Raw genomic sequence first — 15,589 nt, forward strand, 5'->3', positions numbered from 1 at the left:
CAGACTGTCTATTCCCGGCCGAGCAGCTGTAGCGCGGCATCTACGGCCAGGGCCGGGACGTTCAGCGTCTTGGACCGCAGATCGTGTCGGGCGCTGGCGATCTCGACGACGGCGGTCGTTCCGCCGATCAGCGCGGCCGCGGTGCGCAGCTCGTCGGGCGTGCCGAAGGGATCCGAGGTTCCGTGGGTGAACACCGTCGGCACCGTGATGTCGGGCAGATGCTCGGTGCGCAGGCGCTCCGGCTTGCCCGGCGGGTGCAGCGGGTAGGAGAACAGCGTCAGCACGTCCACCGGGGCCTCGCCGGCGGCAACCACCATGGATGTCTGCCGGCCGCCGTAGGAATGCCCGCCGGCGATCAGCGGCCCGGGGGCGAGGTCGCGGCACACCGTGATCGCCTCGACGATGCCGGCGCGATCGGTGACGGCCGACCCGGATGGCGGGCCGGTCGGGCGCCGGCGGCGGTAGGGCAGGTTATAGCGCACCGCCAGCCAGCCCCGTTGGGCCCATTCGTCGCAAACCTGTTGCAGCAGTGAAGAATCCCGGTTACCACCGGCGCCGTGGGTCAGAACCACTACCCCTTCTGGGCGACTTGCATCGTCCGGTTCGTGCGCGATGCCCGCGATCTGATCGAGGGGGCGAGCCATCATGACAGCCTAAACAGCGGCGAGACGGGGCCGTGGCCGTGGCCCAGGGGATAGGAGGCACGCAGAGATTCGGTGACCCACCGCTTCCCGAAACCGACCGCTTCCGGCACGGTGAAGCCGTGCGCGAGCGCGCAAGCCGCCGCGCTGGCCAGGGTGTCCCCGCCGCCGTGGTCGTTGCCGGTCGCGATCCGCTCCGCGTCGAACTCGTGGTAGGAGGTGCCGTCATAGAGCAGGTCACAGCTGCGGTCCGACGAGCGCAGGTGGCCGCCCTTGACCAACACCCACCGCGGGCCGAGCGCATGCAGGGCCTTGGCCGCTGCCCGCTGCGACGCCGGGTCCACGACGTCGATGTCCACCAGCAGCCTTACCTCGTCGAGGTTCGGCGTCACCAGCGTGGCCAACGGAAACAATTGATTCCGAAGCGAATCCAGGGCCGCCGGCGCCATGAGCGCGTCGCCGTGCATGGAGGCCGCCACCGGGTCGACGACGAGCGGGACGGTCAGTCCGAGCCGGCGCCACGTGGTGGCGACGGTGTCGATGATGCGTGGCGACGCGAGCATCCCGGTCTTGGCGGCCTGGATGCCGATGTCGCCGACCACCGCCTCGATCTGGCCGGCGACGACGTCATCGGGAATCTCGTGAAAGCTCTTGACTCCCACGGTGTTCTGCACGGTCACCGCGGTCACGGCGACGCACGCATGCACACCCAACAGCGCCATGGTGCGCATATCGGCTTGGATGCCCGCGCCGCCCCCGGAGTCCGACCCGGCGATGGACAACACCCGCAGGGGCGTCGTGCCCGGCGCGGGCAGCGGCAGGAAACTCACTGTTCTGGATGGCGGCGACCCGCTGCGCCCGGCTGTGCCAGTTGGTGGCGACCCGCTGCGCCCGGCTGTGCCAGTTGGTGGCGACCCGCTGCGCCCGGCTTCGCCGCGCTTGCGATCGCCACAGTCGCGCTTGCGATCGCCACAGCCGCGCTTGCGGTCACCGCAGCCGCGCTTGCGGTCACTGCTGTGCCAGCGGCAGATACACCCGATTGCCGTGCTCGGCGAACTCGCGAGACTTCTCCGCCATGCCCTCGGACATGACCGCCTCGATCGCTTCCTCGCTGTCCAGGCCGTGTTCCGCCGCGTACGCCCGCACATCTGCGGTGATGCGCATCGAGCAGAACTTCGGCCCGCACATCGAGCAGAAGTGCGCGGTCTTGGCGGGTTCGGCGGGCAGCGTCTCGTCGTGGTACTCCCGCGCGGTGTCGGGATCCAGCGACAGGGCGAACTGGTCGTTCCAGCGAAATTCGAAGCGCGCCTGGCTCAATGCGTTGTCGCGCTCCTGGGCGTGCGGATGCCCCTTGGCCAGGTCGCCGGCGTGCGCGGCGATCTTGTAGGCGATCACCCCGTCCTTGACGTCCTTGCGGTCCGGCAGCCCCAGGTGCTCCTTGGGCGTCACATAGCACAGCATCGCGGTGCCGGCCTGGGCGATGATCGCCGCGCCGATCGCCGAGGTGATGTGGTCATACGCCGGGGCGATATCGGTGGCCAGCGGGCCCAGCGTGTAGAACGGGGCCTCCTCGCACCACTCCTCTTCCAGCCGCACGTTCTCGACGATCTTGTGCATCGGGACGTGGCCCGGGCCCTCGATCATGACCTGCACGCCATGGGATTTCGCGATCTTGGTCAGCTCACCGAGAGTGCGCAGCTCGGCGAACTGCGCGGCGTCGTTGGCATCGGCGATCGAGCCCGGCCGCAGCCCGTCACCGAGGGAGAAGGTGACGTCGTAACGGGCGAAGATCTCGCAGAGTTCCTCGAAGTTGGTGTACAGGAACGACTCCCGGTGATGCGCCAGGCACCAGGCGGCCATGATCGAGCCGCCGCGCGACACGATGCCGGTGACGCGCTTGGCGGTCAGCGGCACGTAGCGCAGCAGCACACCGGCGTGCACCGTCATGTAGTCCACGCCCTGCTCGCACTGCTCGATCACGGTGTCGCGGTAGATCTCCCACGTCAGCTCGGTCGGGTCGCCCTTGACCTTTTCCAGCGCCTGGTAGATCGGCACGGTCCCGACCGGCACCGGTGAGTTGCGCATGATCCACTCGCGGGTTTCGTGGATGTTCTTGCCGGTGGACAGGTCCATGATGGTGTCCGCACCCCACCGGGTGGCCCACACCATCTTGTCGACCTCCTCGGCGATCGAGGACGTCACCGCCGAGTTGCCGATGTTCGCGTTGACCTTGGTCGCAAACGCCTTGCCGATGATCATCGGCTCGATCTCGGGGTGGTTGTGATTGGCGGGGATCACCGCGCGCCCGCGGGCGACCTCGTCGCGCACCAACTCGGCGGGCATGCCCTCGCGCGCGGCGATGAACGCCATCTCCGCGGTGATCTCGCCCGCGCGGGCGCGCTGCAACTGAGTGCCGCGGTCGCGAACCACACCCGGCCGCGCCGGCAGCCCGGCCGCCAGGTCGATCGTCGCGTCCGGATCGGTGTAGGGGCCCGAAGTGTCGTAAAGATCGAAGTGATCGCCATTGGACAGGTCGACCCGGCGGAACGGAACCCGTCCGCCGGCAACATCGCGATAGATCTTGTGGCTGCCCGCAATCGGGCCGGTGGTCACGGAGGGTGCAGCGGTTCCCGATAGGGTCTCGGTCATTTTTCATCTCCCTACGCCGGCATTACCCGGTCAGGTTCGTACGGTCGACGGCCCCGAGCCGTCCTCTCAGCGCACTCGGCATGCGCTCCCGCGTTGATGGATGGGTCCGCACGCGACGTTACCCCCACGCCGGAACACATGGCAGGGCGACGGCCCATCTTCCGGGGCGGTAGCCGAGGACGTCCCCCGAGTGGAAAGATGCAAACGTGCAAGCTGGCGACCCGTCCACGAACGGCGATGGCGCGCGGTCCCGTGGGCCGTCCGAATACCTGAACATCGGCACCTTCCGCTTCTGGTTCGGGGGACAACGCTGGGAATGGTCCGACGAGGTCGCCAGGATGCACGGCTACGAACCCGACGACGTGGAGCCGACGACCCAACTGCTGTTGTCGCACAAGCATCCCGACGACCGCGCGCACGTCCAGGAGTTGCTGGACTACGCGCTGCAGTCGGAGGGATCGTTCTCGAGCCGGCACCGATTCCTCGACACCGCGGGCACGGTGCACGACGCGATCGTCGTCGCCGACCGCATGCTGGACGAGTCGGGCGCCGTGCTGGGCACCGAGGGCTATTACATCGACCTCACCGACACCCTCGACGAGACCCGCCAGGAGGTGCTCGACGAGGCGCTGCCGGATCTGGTCGAGAGCCGCGCGGCCATCGAACAGGCCAAGGGTGTGCTGATGTCCGTCTACCGGGTCAGCGCACAACAGGCCTTCCGCGTGCTGCAGTGGCGCTCGCAGGAGACCAACGTGAAACTGCGTGCGCTGGCCAAGCAGCTGCTCGACGAAATGGCCAACCTGCCGGCGCCGTCGACGGCCGTGCAAAGCCAGTTCGACCATTTGCTGCTGACCGTGCACGAACGGATTTCGTCCGAGCCCGCCGACTAGGATCTCGACGTCGGCTGCGGCGACAGGCCCGACGCTGTCGGTGGCGCTACGAGGTCAGACCTCCTCCATCGCCTCGCCGAGTTCCTCGAGAAGCTTGTTGTGGTGGTTGCTCGCCAGCAGGTGTCCGGCGGCGATCACGACGGCCACCGGCCAGTCGATGAGTTCGAACGCCGCCAGTGCGGCCAACCCCCCGAAGTAGGCCAGCTGCTCGGGCCGGGGAATCTGCACCTGGCCGATCGCCGGCAGGTTCACCACAAACGTTTCGCCCTCGCGGATCTTCTCCACCGCATCGCGCTGGGACGTCTGGCGCCGCGACTTCTTTTCCGCCATCATTTGCCTTTCGGTAACGAAGGGTTTCCCGCCTCGCTGGGTCACGCGTACAACGTCGGACCTATGTCGACGATGACAGGCACCGGGGGCGATCCGCTAGTTTCGTCGATTGCTTCGGTGCTCAGGGTGCCGTTACTGGAACTCTATGCGCTGTTGTGGCGCGCCGGGGTGGTCGAGATTCGGAACTCGGAGCGGGAGGCTCGGCGGGATCCGGCGGCGGCTCCGGGTTTGATTTGTCCCGACCCGTCAGCGCACGTGACAGCACGCCGGTCGCGACCGTCGCCGCCGCGGCGGCGCCCAGGCCCTGGGCCCAGCCGAACGGTCCGAGTGGCGTACAGCCGAGCAGCTGGCTGACGCCCGGCGTGCTGATCAGGACCCCCACCAGGCCGAGTGAACCCAGCGCGGTGAGCACCACCAGCGGGGCCTGAGACTCCACCAGCGTCTGGCCCAGTTCGGTCCCCACCAGCGCGACCAGTGCGACGGTCGAGGCGCGTTGCGGACTACTCAGCGGACCGGACAGGCCCGCCATCGCCCACGCCGCCGTCGTCGCCGCCGCCGTGGTGACGCCGCGGATGGTGACCGCCTGCCACAGCGCGGCCTGATCCGCGCCGCGCAGCCGCGGGTCGATCGGGCCGCTGGGCTTGCTGACCGCGAGCGCGGCGGCCGGCAGGGCGTCGGTCATCGTGTTGACCAGCAGCAGCTGGCGCGTGTTCAGGGGCGACGTGCCGGTGATCGCGCTGCCGATGATCGCGAAGATCACCTCGCCGGCGTTGCCGCCGAGCAGCACCGACACCGCCGACTGCACCCGCTGCCACAGCTGGTGTCCTTCCCGGATGGCCTCCATGAGCGCGTCGATCCTGCCGTCGACCAGCACCACGTCGGCCACCAGGTGCGCGGGGTCGCTGCCATGGGCGACCACGCCGATGCCGACCGTGGCGGACCGGATGGCGGCGGCGTCGTTGGCGCCGTCGCCGACCATCGCCGTCCGCACGTCCGCGTTCTCCAGCGCCTGGACAACCTGGACCTTGTTCTCCGGTGTCATGCGGGCGAAGATCACCCGCTCCGCCGCGACGCGCTCCTGGTCCTTGCGCGACAAGGCCTCCCATTCGGCGCCGCTGATGACCTGATCGGCGGTCACGTTGAGCCCCAGCTCGGCGGCGATGGCCTTGGCGGTGATCGGATGGTCGCCGGTGATCAGCTTCACGCCCACCCCGAGGCCGCCGAGGTCGGCGAGCAATTTCGCGGCCTCGGCGCGCGGGGTGTCGGACAGGCCGAGGAAGCCGGTCAACGTCAGCCCGCCGGTGCAGTACTCGGCGATGTCATCGGGGTTTTCCGCGATCGCCCGGGCCTGTTGGGCGGTCAGCTCGCGGCGCGCCACCGCGATGACGCGCAGGCCGCCGGCGGCGAGTTCGGCGACCGTGCCTTCCATCGCGCCGGTGTCCCCGCTGGCGGCCAGGACCACTTCGGGCGCGCCCTTGACGGTCAGCTCGGTGCCGGTCACCGAGGCGGAGAAGGACCTGCCGGAGCGGAACGGCAGGTGCGCGGTCGGTGGTGCGGACGCCGAGCCGTCAACGGCCGAACCGGCCTCGACGATGGCGACATCGGTGGCGTGCACCTGGGTGCCGCCGTTGGTCACCGGCGCGGCGTGCACGGCGCAGCGCAGCACCTCCTCGCGCGAGTACCCGGGCGCGGGATGGACCTGCGAGACGCGCAGGCGGTTTTCGCTGAGCGTTCCGGTCTTGTCGAAGCACACCACCTCGATGCGGCCGAGCGCCTCGACCGAGCGCGGAACCCGCACCAGCGCACCGAACTTCGTGAGCCGTCGCGCCGACGACGCCTGGGCCAGCGTGGCCACCAGCGGCATTCCCTCGGGGACGGCGGCGACCGCGATGGCGATGGCGCTGCCGACCGCGTGCTGCAGGGGGAGGCGGCGCAGCAGCCCGAGCGCGCCGACCAGCGCGCCGCCGGTGATGCTCACCGGGAGCGCCTTGGTGGTCAGCTGGCCGAGCTGGTGCTGCAGACCGATGTCGGAGGACAGCTCGCCGGAGATGAGGTCGGCGGCGCGGCGCTGCTGGGTGTCGGGCCCGACCGCGGTCACCAGGGCCAGCGCGGTGCCGGCCACCACGGTGGTACCGGCGAACACCATGCAGCGACGCTCGGCGAGCGGCGCGCCGGGCGTCGCCTCGACCTGCTTCTCGACCGACAGCGATTCGCCGGTGAGCGCCGATTCGTCGACCTCGACGTCGACCTCTTCGATGACGCGGGCGTCGGCGGGCACCACCTCGTGCGTGCGCACCTCGATCACGTCGCCCGGCCGCAGCTGCGCGGCGTCGACGAGCGTGTACGTGCGCGCGCCGTCCGGGCCGACGATGACCTTCCGGGCGGGCGGAGTCTGTTGGGCCAGTAGATAACTCAACCGCTTCTCGGCGCGCAGCCGCTGCGCGGCGGCCAGGATCGAGTTGCCGGTGAGCACGGTGCCGACCAACATCGCGTCGACGGGCGAACCGAGCACGGCGCTGGCGGCCGAGCCGAGCGCCATCACCGGGGTCAGCGGGTCGGACAATTCGGCGCGCACCGCCTTGGCGAGCTGCCACACCGCCTGCGCGGGCGTCTCCGCCAGCCGCAGGGCCGCGGGGGTGCCTCGCTCCGTCGGGACGGGCGCCGCGGAATCCTGCTCGGGCAACGCCTTACGGACCTGCTCGACCGACATCGCGTGCCATTCGTGCATGGCCGCCGGGCGCGGGGTGTCCGCGCCCAGGACCCCGCGGGCGAGCAGGTACCCCGAGAGCAGACCGGCCGCCGCGCCGACGTTCACCGTTTCGGCTCCGAGGTTGCCCCGCACGCCCGGGATCATGAACAGCGACCCCATCGCGGTGGCGCCGGCCGAAATCCCGATGCCGCGCTGGGTCGCCGCCGCGGCCGCGGGCAGCGCGTGCAGCACCCGCCAGGCGGCCTGAAGGTCCGGCAACAGCAGGTCGGCGTTCCACAGCGGGGCACCCACGCCGTCCTGCGGCAACACGCCGAGCGCCAAGTGCGCCGACGAAATGGCTTGTGCGGCAGTCGACGACAGCACGGCCACGGTGCGGCCGGCCTCCTGCAGGTCGTCCACCGCGGCGGCCAGCGCGTCGTCGATGGACTTGTCGGTCCCGCTCTTCAGCGGCCGGACCTCGTCGAACGCCGGCCGCAACTCGTCGAGCGACTCGTGGTCGACCGTCACCAGTTGCGCCCCGGCGCGGTTGGCCTCGCCGACGACGGCGGAGGCCAGCGGATCGTGGGCGGGCAGGAACAGCGCCTCGACCTGGGCACCGGACCGGCCGCTCGATATGCCGGACACCTTGCGCCAGCCGGCGCCCAGGCCGCTGTTCTCCAGCATGAGCTGGGCGCGATTCCACGCCGCGGGTAGCTCGCTGTCGTCCGCGCCGCGGATGCGGGACACCCGCAACGTGTCGGTACACAACACGCGGGGGTCGATGACGATGGTGTCGACCTTGTTCAGCCGGCGCAGGCTTTCGGGCCGCAACGGCAACACCGAATGTCGCTCGGCCAGGCCGCGGCCCAGCGTCGCGGCGAACGCCTCGGGGGTGGTCCGGTTGGCCTTGGGGGTGGTCACCTGCACCGCGGTGGCGGCCATGTTCAGGTTGCGGGTGCCGGCGCCGATCGCGCCGGCGCTGAGCGCCTGAAGGAGGGCGAAGCGACCGGGCGCGCGCTCCATGCCCCTCGACGGCTGCGGCCGCGGCGAGCGGTGGGCCAGCGGTTGGTCGGCGTGGCGCGCCAGCTCGGGCTCATGCTGCTCCCAGGCTCGTGCCTCGGCACGGCACTCGGCGACCTTCAGCGACTGCATCGTCAGCCCCAGCGACAGCGACGTCGGCGACTGCGAGAGCGTCTGGCTGGTCGCCTGCACCAGCGTCATCACGGTGTCGGTGGCGGGGCCGCCGATGCGGTCTTCGAGCCGACGGCGCAGCCAGGGCTGGTAGTCGAAGAACGTGATGCCCGCGGCGATGGTGACCGGCAGCCGGGGTAGCCGCGTGGCCCGGCCGAAGAGCGCCACGCCCAGCCCGGCCGCATTGGCGGCCACGGTGACCGCCCTGGTTGCCAGCACCAGGCCGTCGCCCGGCAGGCTCGCCGACACCGGTTGGCCGGCATCTTGCGTTGGCGGGCAACGGTTTTCGGCTTCCTCGACGACGCGGCAGAGGTCGCTCAGCGAGGTGTCCGGGTCGTCGAGGTCCACCACCACCCGGGACAGGGGACGATTCAGCTTTGCTGACGCCACGCCGGGATGGGCCAGGATCGCCTCGAGCACGGTCGGACCGAGTGGGCCGTCGGCCCCGTCCGCCAGCCCGCGCACCTCGATCCACGCGCGGCCGTTGCCACGCCAGCAATGCCGGCGCAACGTGGCGCGGGAGAGTTCGCCGGACAGCGCCTTGGCCCCCTCGCGCAGGGGGATCGTCGCGACGTCAATACCGGTTTCGATCCCGGCTCGCGCCAGCTCGGTTGTCGCCTGCAGGCCCGCAGAAATCAGTCGCGACGGCAGCGACCGTCGCAGAGACGTTGTGATACTCAAGGGTTCAGTAAGGATTCCGTGTCAGTTGGTGCTGCGCAGCGCGGCGCTGCCGGCGCGGCGGCCGGTGGCCTTCTTGGCCGGTTTACTGGCGGCCGCCCGCTTGGTGGGGGCCTTTTGCGGCGGCGATTTGCGCGTCTGGGGCTCGGGTTCGGGCTTGGTCGGCACCGTCGTCAGCTTTGCCCTGGACGGCGGGGCCGACTCCTTCTGCTGGCGGGCGATCCGCTGCAACACCAGCGCCCCGCCGCCGACCGCGAGCAGCACCGGCCACTCGATCAGGCCGATGGCGCCGAGCGCTCCCAGGCCCACCGCGGCGGCCGTCGTCGATTTGCTGCCCTTGCTGATGCCCTGCTGAATGCCGTCCGCGGCGCCCTTGATGCCGCCGACGACACCGTTCACCGCCGCTCCGCCGACCGCGCCGGCAGTGGAGGTGGTGACCGATGCCGCACGATTCAGTGTTCGCCCCACGCTGCGAACCGCTCCGTCGACGACACCCATGTTGACTCCCTGGCCCAATTTCGTATTCATGCAATTCGCGTTCGCTGTTTTCATGTATACCGTGGATCGCACAGTTGAGGGGATCTACGGAATTGCGCTGCCAGTTAGCCTACGCCGGGTCGCGGCGTCAGTCGACGCGCAGATCGACGAGCACGGGCGCGTGATCGCTGGCGGCCTTGCCTTTGCGTTCCTCGCGGTCGATCCGCGCGTCGGTCACGCGACTCGCCAATGCCGGTGAGCCCAGGATGAAGTCGATGCGCATGCCCTGCCGCTTCGGGAACCGCAGCCGGGTGTAGTCCCAGTACGTGTAGACGCCGGGCCCCGGCGCGAAAGGCCGTACCAGGTCGGTGAATTGCGCCTCGACGATCGCGTTGAACGCGCGGCGCTCCGGTGCGGAGACGTGCGTGGCGCCGGCAAAGAACTCCATGCTCCACACGTCGTCGTCCTGTGGAGCGATATTCCAGTCGCCGGCCAGCGCGATCGCGGCGCCAGGGTCGTCGCGCAACCATCCTTCCGCCGAATCACGCAGCGCGGCAAGCCAATCGAGCTTGTACGCGTAGTGCGGGTCGCCCAGCGCGCGGCCGTTGGGAACGTAGAGGCTCCACAACCGCACGCCGCCGCAGGTGGCGGCCAGCGCGCGGGCCTCCGCGACGGCGGCGACCTCCGGCTTGCCGCTCCAGGTCGGCTGGCCGTCGAATCCGATCTGCACGTCGTCGAGGCCGACGCGGGACGCGATCGCCACGCCGTTCCACTGGTTGAAACCGACATGGGCGACCTCGTAGCCGAGTTCGAAGAACGGCAGGGTCGGGAATTGGCTGTCGGAACACTTGGTCTCCTGCATGGCCAGCACGTCGACGTCCGTGCGGGCCAGCCAGTCGAGGACGCGCGGCAGCCGGGAGCGGATGGAATTGACGTTCCAGGTGGCGATCCGCATTTCAGGCGCCCTGCCGGACCGGGAAGTAGCGGCGGTGGTGGTGCAGGCGGAAGCCCAGCCACCCGGTGTGGGCCTCGGCGTCGGGGACGGCGACGTAGCCGCGCGTGGCGCCGCGACCGGCGCCCCACGCCAACAACGCTTCGCACAAGGCCGTCGCGGCCCGGTCGTCGCCGCGGATCGCCGACAGCCCGATCCAGCGCGCGCCGTCGGGGGCGTCGGTCACCGCGGCACGCGCGACCGCCGCGCCGCCCAGTGTCCCGAACATGAGCTCGCCGTTGCCCACCGCGGTGAGCACGTCGACGTCGACCTCGGGCCCGAAAATCGACAGCCAGGCATCGTCGGGGCGCGCCGAGCAGCCGGCGGACGGGTCGGGTTCGCGCGCGGCCATTTCCGACACGTCGCGCACCAGCACGCTTTCGGGCTGTTCACCCGTCGAACCGGTCGGCACCGACAACAACCGATCGGGTATCGCCAGCCGCGGTGTCAGGCCGCGGCGCTCGTACCAGTCCACGATCGCCGGTACGGTACCCAGGCGAGCCGAAAGATCCAGCGGCACCGCTGAATTCGCGGGCAGCTCGGTGCCCTTCCCGGTTGGGGAGCCGGCCCGCAGCAGCCAGCCCTCAAGCCAGGCGTGTTCGACGCCGGGCCAGGCCATGGCCGCCGCGTGCTCGAGCGCGCGGATGTCGGAGGTGCGCACCGGGGCGAAGGTCAGCACCCGCAGCATCGACACATCGGCGGGCGAACATTCGACGACCGCGCCCGTTTTGGTCTGCAGCCGCACCACCGGGTCGACCGCCAGCAGGTGTCCCACCGCGTCGGTCAACGGCGGTACCGATCCTTCGGCGAGCCGGTAACGAATCATCACCCGCGTTCCCAGGGCCGGCCACGAGATCATCAGTGACCGAACGGGTCCGGTCCCTCGCCGGGCATCCAGGAGAGGCCGGGGACGCCCCAGTTGTGGGATTTGACGGCGCGTTTCGCGCTGCGGGCATGCCGGCCGACGAGGCGATCCAGGTACAGGAAGCCGTCGAGGTGTCCGGTCTCGTGCTGCAGCATGCGGGCGAACAGGTCGTTGCCCTCGAGGGCGACCGGGTTGCCGTCGGCGTCCAGCCCGGTGACCCGGGCCCACTTCGCCCGGCCGGTGGGGAACGACTCGCCGGGGACGGACAGGCAGCCCTCGTCGTCGTTGTCCGGGTCGGGCATGGTCTCGGGTACTTCGGAGGTCTCCAGCACCGGATTGACCACGACGCCGCGCCGGCGCTCGGTGCGCCCGCGTTCGTCGGCGCAGTCGTAGACGAAGACCCGCAAGCCGACCCCGATCTGGTTGGCCGCCAGCCCGACCCCGTGCGCGGCGTCCATGGTGTCGTACAGGTCGGCGATCAACGCCGGCAGCTCCGCGGGCAGCGAACCGTCGGCAGCGACGGGCACCGGCTTCGTCGGGGTATGCAGGACGGGATCTCCCACAATGCGGATCGGAACGACTGCCATGGTCGGCTAAGCTACCGCACGCCCGTGGGCTGCTCAGCCGCCGATCTTCGGGGTGGGCAATTAGGCCAATCGGCCGACTCGCGGGTCTGGATGACGGCTTGAGGGTTTGGGGCGTGTTTCAATATTCGCCGAAACACGCCCTTAGCTAAGTCAAGTCATTCGAGCAGTTCGGAATTCGCCGAAAGGGTCCAGGGGAAGCAATATGGACAGCGCCATGGCGCGGGCAAATCGATCGGGGGACGATTCTGAGGTCGCCGATGGCCTTACCCGCCGCGAACACGACATCCTGGCCTTCGAACGCCAGTGGTGGAAGTTCGCCGGTGTGAAGGAAGACGCCATCAAGGAGTTGTTCTCGATGTCGGCGACGCGGTACTACCAGGTGCTCAACGCGCTCGTTGACCGGCCTGAGGCGCTGGCGGCCGATCCGATGCTGGTGAAACGGTTGCGCCGGCTGCGCGCCAGCAGGCAGAAGGCACGGGCGGCGCGGCGTCTCGGCTTCGAGGTGACCTGACTCGTTACAGTAGGGCTCGATGAAAGAACGAGTTCCCGACTCCACTGGGCTGCCCCTGCGGGCCATGGTGATGGTGCTGTTGTTCCTCGGCGTCATCTTCCTGCTGCTCGGCTGGCAGGCGCTGGGCACCTCCGGGAGCTCTGACGACGATTCGGCGTCGCCGGTACCGAGCGCGACCGCCACCGCGTCGGCCACGTCGACGAGCAACAAGCCGGCCGCCACCCAGGCCGAGGTGCAGGTGTACAACATCTCCACCAAAGAGGGCGTCGCCGCGCGCACCGGAGACCAGCTGACGTCCGCCGGCTTCAAGGTCATTAAGGTCGACAACATGACCGTGCCCGACGTCTCGTCCACCACGGTCTACTACACCGACGCCGACGACGAACACGCCACCGCCGACGCGATCGGCAAGAAGCTGGGCGCCCCCGTCGAACCGCGCATTCCCGCCCTGAGCGGGGAGCCGCCAGGTGTCATCGTCCTCGTCGCCGGCTAGATAAGCGCCGGGTTTGATTGCCCGCCTCCTCAGCGAGCCGTTCCGGCTCGCATCGTCACCGGGCACGGTTCGATTGCCCGCCTCCTCAGCGAGCCGTTCCGGCTCGCATCGTCACCGGGCTAGGCTGCTGGCTATGGCTAAGCTGCCCCCCTCCCTGGTTCTGGCCGGTTGCGCCGCGCTGCTGGGCGCCTGCTCGACGCCGCAGTACGCGTCGTCCGTCCCGGGCACCACGCCCGCGATCTGGACGGGATCGCCGTCGCCATCGGGCGCCAAGGCCGCGGAGGCGGGGCCGGCGGAGGTGCCCACCGTCACCACGCACCTGAAGGCACCGGACGGCACCCAGGTCGCGATCGCCAAGTTCGAATTCAACAACGGCTACGCGACGGTCACCATCGAGACGACCGCCAACGGCGTACTCGCGCCCGGCTTTCACGGCGTCCACATCCACAAGGTGGGCAAGTGCGAGCCCAACTCGGTCGCCCCGAACGGCGGTGCGCCCGGCGACTTCCTGTCCGCCGGTGGGCACTTCCAGGTGCCCGGACACGCCACCGAACCCGCCAGCGGGGACCTGACCTCCCTGCAGGTGCGCAAGGACGGTTCCGGGACGTTGGTGACCACCACCGACGCGTTCGCCATGGAGGACCTGCTCACCGGGCAGAAGACCGCGATCATCATTCACGCCGACGCGGACAACTTCGCCAACATCCCCGCCGAGCGCTACAACCAGACCAACGGCACGCCGGGCCCCGACGAGACGACGAAGAGCACCGGTGACGCCGGCAAGCGGGTGGCATGCGGTGTCATCGGTGCCGGCTAAAAGGCGTGACGCGCGCATCGATTTCGCCCGTTCGTCACGGCCGACCATCGGGGTGGAGTGGGAGTTCGCGCTCGTCGACGCGCAGACCCGCGACCTGAGCAACGAAGCCACCGCGGTGATCGCCGAGATCGGCGAAAACCCGCGTGTGCACAAGGAATTGCTGCGCAACACCGTCGAGGTCGTCACCGGCATCTGCCAAACCGCGGGCGAAGCGATGGAGGACCTGCGGCAGACCCTGGGCCCGGCGCGGCGCATCGTGCGGGATCGGGGCATGGAGCTCTTCTGCGCCGGCGCACATCCGTTCGCGCAGTGGACCACCCAGAAGCTCACCGCCGGCGCGCGCTACGCCGAGCTGATCAAGCGCACCCAGTGGTGGGGACGGCAGATGCTGATCTGGGGTGTGCACGTGCACGTCGGGATCTCGTCGCCGAACAAAGTGATGCCGATCATGACGTCGCTGCTGAACTACTACCCGCACCTGTTGGCGCTGTCGGCGTCCTCACCGTGGTGGACCGGCGTGGACACCGGGTACGCCAGCAACCGGGCGATGATGTTTCAGCAGCTGCCCACCGCCGGGCTGCCGTTTCAGTTCCAGACCTGGTCGGAGTTCGAGGGGTTCGTCTACGACCAGAAGAAGACCGGCATCATCGACCACGTCGACGAAGTCCGTTGGGACATCAGGCCTTCCCCGCACCTGGGCACGCTCGAGATGCGGATCTGCGACGGTGTGTCCAACCTGCGGGAGCTGGGCGCGCTGGTCGCGCTCACGCATTGCCTGGTGGTCGATTTGGACCGCAGGCTCGAAGCCGACGAGTCGTTGCCCAGCATGCCGCCGTGGCACAACCAGGAGAACAAATGGCGCGCGGCGCGCTACGGCCTGGACGCGGTGATCATCCTGGACGCCGACAGCAACGAGCGATTGGTCACCGAGGATCTCGACGACGTGCTGAACCGGCTGGAGCCGGTCGCGAAGAAGTTGAACTGCGTCGACGAGCTCGCCGCGGTGGCCGAGATACCCCGGCAGGGCGCGTCCTACCAGCGCCAGCGCCGGGTGGCCGAGGAACATGACGGCGACCTGCGCGCGGTCGTCGACGCCCTGGTGTCCGAGCTGGAAATCTGATGATGGAATCCCTTGAGCTGGCGATGTTTCCGCTCGAGTCGGCGCTGCTGCCCGACCAGGACCTGCCGCTGCGGATCTTCGAGCCCCGTTACGGGGCGCTGGTGCGGCACTGCGTGGACACGGGCGACCCATTCGGGGTGGTGCTGATCTCGCGGGGGCGCGAGGTGGGCGGCGGTGAGGAGCGTTGCGACGTCGGCGTGCTGTCGCGGATCACCGAATGCGTCGACCAGGGCGCCGGCCGGTACGCGCTGCGCTGCCGGACCGGGGAACGGATCCGGGTGCGCGAATGGCTGCCCGACGATCCCTATCCGCGCGCGCGGATCACGTTATGGCCCGACGAGCCGGGACCCGAGGTCTCGCCGGCCCAGTTGCTCGACGTCGAAGACCGCGCGGTGGCCCTGTTCGAGCGGATCGCGCAGGCGCGCGGGATCACCCTGCCCGGCCGCGAGGTGCTGTTGGGTCACGACCCCCAGGCCCCGGCGGGGGAGCGCCTGTTCGCGTTGGCCTCGCGCATCCCGATCGGCACGGCCGACCGCTACACGGTGCTGGCGGCCCCGACGGCCGCCGAGCGCCTCGCCGCGCTGAGCGAAGCCGTGAACGCGGTCGCCGAGGTAGTCGAGTTTCAGCTCTCCGAATAGAACTGCGCGACAGGAGCTTACG

15 protein-coding genes, 1 pseudogene and 1 riboswitch are annotated in these 15,589 nt (G+C 69.7%); of the genes and pseudogenes, 7 read left to right on the forward strand and 9 right to left on the reverse strand.

Features of this window, described 5'->3' with window-relative positions:
• Positions 1-8 precede the first annotated feature (8 nt).
• The 3 genes from QGN30_RS05065 to thiC all read right to left on the reverse strand — a co-directional run bounded on the left by QGN30_RS05065 (position 9) and on the right by thiC (position 3,290).
• Complete coding sequence (locus QGN30_RS05065) at positions 9-644, reverse strand: alpha/beta hydrolase family protein (RefSeq protein WP_095562945.1); 636 nt, start codon at positions 642-644, stop codon at positions 9-11.
• Complete coding sequence (gene thiD / locus QGN30_RS05070; RefSeq protein ID WP_095562944.1) at positions 644-1,471, reverse strand: bifunctional hydroxymethylpyrimidine kinase/phosphomethylpyrimidine kinase; 828 nt, start codon at positions 1,469-1,471, stop codon at positions 644-646. Before thiD ends, QGN30_RS05065 begins: the two co-directional genes overlap by 1 nt.
• A gap of 178 nt (positions 1,472-1,649) precedes the next feature.
• The gene (gene thiC, locus QGN30_RS05075) at positions 1,650-3,290 is read right to left on the reverse strand and encodes a phosphomethylpyrimidine synthase ThiC (RefSeq protein WP_008261381.1); all 1,641 of its coding nucleotides are present in this window, start codon (positions 3,288-3,290) and stop codon (positions 1,650-1,652) included.
• Positions 3,282-3,392, reverse strand: a riboswitch (TPP riboswitch). Its footprint overlaps the gene before it by 9 nt.
• Before the next feature lie 104 nt (positions 3,393-3,496).
• Between thiC and QGN30_RS05080 the strand changes: the two genes are divergently transcribed.
• The gene (locus tag QGN30_RS05080; protein WP_009952577.1) at positions 3,497-4,180 is read left to right on the forward strand and encodes a PAS and ANTAR domain-containing protein; all 684 of its coding nucleotides are present in this window, start codon (positions 3,497-3,499) and stop codon (positions 4,178-4,180) included.
• Between the two features lie 54 nt (positions 4,181-4,234).
• Here QGN30_RS05080 and QGN30_RS05085 read toward each other — a convergent pair whose 3' ends face one another.
• Complete coding sequence (locus QGN30_RS05085; protein ID WP_008261377.1) at positions 4,235-4,510, reverse strand: hypothetical protein; 276 nt, start codon at positions 4,508-4,510, stop codon at positions 4,235-4,237.
• Positions 4,511-4,582: 72 nt separating this feature from the next.
• On the opposite strand from QGN30_RS05085, the pseudogene QGN30_RS05090 reads away from it, so the two are divergent.
• Positions 4,583-4,651: pseudogene (locus QGN30_RS05090) on the forward strand (Rv1535 domain-containing protein); the annotation flags it as partial.
• On the opposite strand, the gene QGN30_RS05095 reads toward QGN30_RS05090, so the two are convergent.
• The 5 genes from QGN30_RS05095 to QGN30_RS05115 form a co-directional block, all read right to left on the reverse strand.
• Complete coding sequence (locus QGN30_RS05095; RefSeq protein ID WP_094081085.1) at positions 4,632-9,071, reverse strand: cation-translocating P-type ATPase; 4,440 nt, start codon at positions 9,069-9,071, stop codon at positions 4,632-4,634. The pseudogene QGN30_RS05090 and the gene QGN30_RS05095 overlap by 20 nt on opposite strands.
• A 21-nt stretch (positions 9,072-9,092) precedes the next feature.
• Complete coding sequence (locus QGN30_RS05100; protein ID WP_008261371.1) at positions 9,093-9,566, reverse strand: hypothetical protein; 474 nt, start codon at positions 9,564-9,566, stop codon at positions 9,093-9,095.
• Between the two features lie 127 nt (positions 9,567-9,693).
• Complete coding sequence (locus tag QGN30_RS05105; RefSeq protein ID WP_009952573.1) at positions 9,694-10,500, reverse strand: exodeoxyribonuclease III; 807 nt, start codon at positions 10,498-10,500, stop codon at positions 9,694-9,696.
• 1 nt (position 10,501) lies between these two features.
• A complete protein-coding gene (locus QGN30_RS05110) occupies positions 10,502-11,395 on the reverse strand; it encodes an N-acetylglutamate synthase, CG3035 family (protein ID WP_094081084.1) in 894 nt (297 codons plus the stop codon).
• A complete protein-coding gene (locus QGN30_RS05115) occupies positions 11,395-11,988 on the reverse strand; it encodes a peptide deformylase (protein ID WP_009952571.1) in 594 nt (197 codons plus the stop codon). The genes QGN30_RS05110 and QGN30_RS05115 overlap by 1 nt, the downstream gene beginning before the upstream one ends.
• Positions 11,989-12,190: 202 nt before the next feature.
• Between QGN30_RS05115 and QGN30_RS05120 the strand changes: the two genes are divergently transcribed.
• The 5 genes from QGN30_RS05120 to QGN30_RS05140 all read left to right on the forward strand — a co-directional run bounded on the left by QGN30_RS05120 (position 12,191) and on the right by QGN30_RS05140 (position 15,567).
• Positions 12,191-12,499: a DUF3263 domain-containing protein gene (locus tag QGN30_RS05120; protein WP_008261362.1), complete on the forward strand. Its 309-nt coding sequence runs from the start codon at positions 12,191-12,193 to the stop codon at positions 12,497-12,499.
• Between the two features lie 19 nt (positions 12,500-12,518).
• Positions 12,519-12,992 (forward strand): LytR C-terminal domain-containing protein, encoded by a 474-nt coding sequence (locus QGN30_RS05125; RefSeq protein WP_043955429.1) that lies wholly within the window; start codon positions 12,519-12,521, stop codon positions 12,990-12,992.
• Between the two features lie 133 nt (positions 12,993-13,125).
• A complete protein-coding gene (gene sodC, locus QGN30_RS05130; protein ID WP_009952568.1) occupies positions 13,126-13,809 on the forward strand; it encodes a superoxide dismutase[Cu-Zn] in 684 nt (227 codons plus the stop codon).
• A complete protein-coding gene (locus QGN30_RS05135) occupies positions 13,799-14,929 on the forward strand; it encodes a glutamate--cysteine ligase (protein ID WP_008261359.1) in 1,131 nt (376 codons plus the stop codon). The genes sodC and QGN30_RS05135 overlap by 11 nt, the downstream gene beginning before the upstream one ends.
• A complete protein-coding gene (locus QGN30_RS05140) occupies positions 14,929-15,567 on the forward strand; it encodes an LON peptidase substrate-binding domain-containing protein (protein WP_009952566.1) in 639 nt (212 codons plus the stop codon). Before QGN30_RS05135 ends, QGN30_RS05140 begins: the two co-directional genes overlap by 1 nt.
• Positions 15,568-15,589: the final 22 nt, after the last annotated feature.

It is taken from the genome of Mycobacterium sp. 3-98 (assembly GCF_035918355.1).
GTDB classification, from domain to species: domain Bacteria; phylum Actinomycetota; class Actinomycetes; order Mycobacteriales; family Mycobacteriaceae; genus Mycobacterium; species Mycobacterium intracellulare.

Coding starts and splice junctions, on each gene's coding strand:
- QGN30_RS05065 (WP_095562945.1), bottom strand. CDS start 644: ATGGCTCGCCCCCTCGATCAGATCGCGGGCATCGCGCACGAACCGGAC.
- thiC (WP_008261381.1), bottom strand. CDS start 3,290: ATGACCGAGACCCTATCGGGAACCGCTGCACCCTCCGTGACCACCGGC.
- QGN30_RS05085 (WP_008261377.1), bottom strand. CDS start 4,510: ATGGCGGAAAAGAAGTCGCGGCGCCAGACGTCCCAGCGCGATGCGGTG.
- QGN30_RS05100 (WP_008261371.1), bottom strand. CDS start 9,566: ATGGGTGTCGTCGACGGAGCGGTTCGCAGCGTGGGGCGAACACTGAAT.
- QGN30_RS05105 (WP_009952573.1), bottom strand. CDS start 10,500: ATGCGGATCGCCACCTGGAACGTCAATTCCATCCGCTCCCGGCTGCCG.
- QGN30_RS05110 (WP_094081084.1), bottom strand. CDS start 11,395: ATGATCTCGTGGCCGGCCCTGGGAACGCGGGTGATGATTCGTTACCGG.
- QGN30_RS05115 (WP_009952571.1), bottom strand. CDS start 11,988: ATGGCAGTCGTTCCGATCCGCATTGTGGGAGATCCCGTCCTGCATACC.
- QGN30_RS05120 (WP_008261362.1), top strand. CDS start 12,191: ATGGACAGCGCCATGGCGCGGGCAAATCGATCGGGGGACGATTCTGAG.
- QGN30_RS05125 (WP_043955429.1), top strand. CDS start 12,519: ATGAAAGAACGAGTTCCCGACTCCACTGGGCTGCCCCTGCGGGCCATG.
- sodC (WP_009952568.1), top strand. CDS start 13,126: ATGGCTAAGCTGCCCCCCTCCCTGGTTCTGGCCGGTTGCGCCGCGCTG.
- QGN30_RS05140 (WP_009952566.1), top strand. CDS start 14,929: ATGATGGAATCCCTTGAGCTGGCGATGTTTCCGCTCGAGTCGGCGCTG.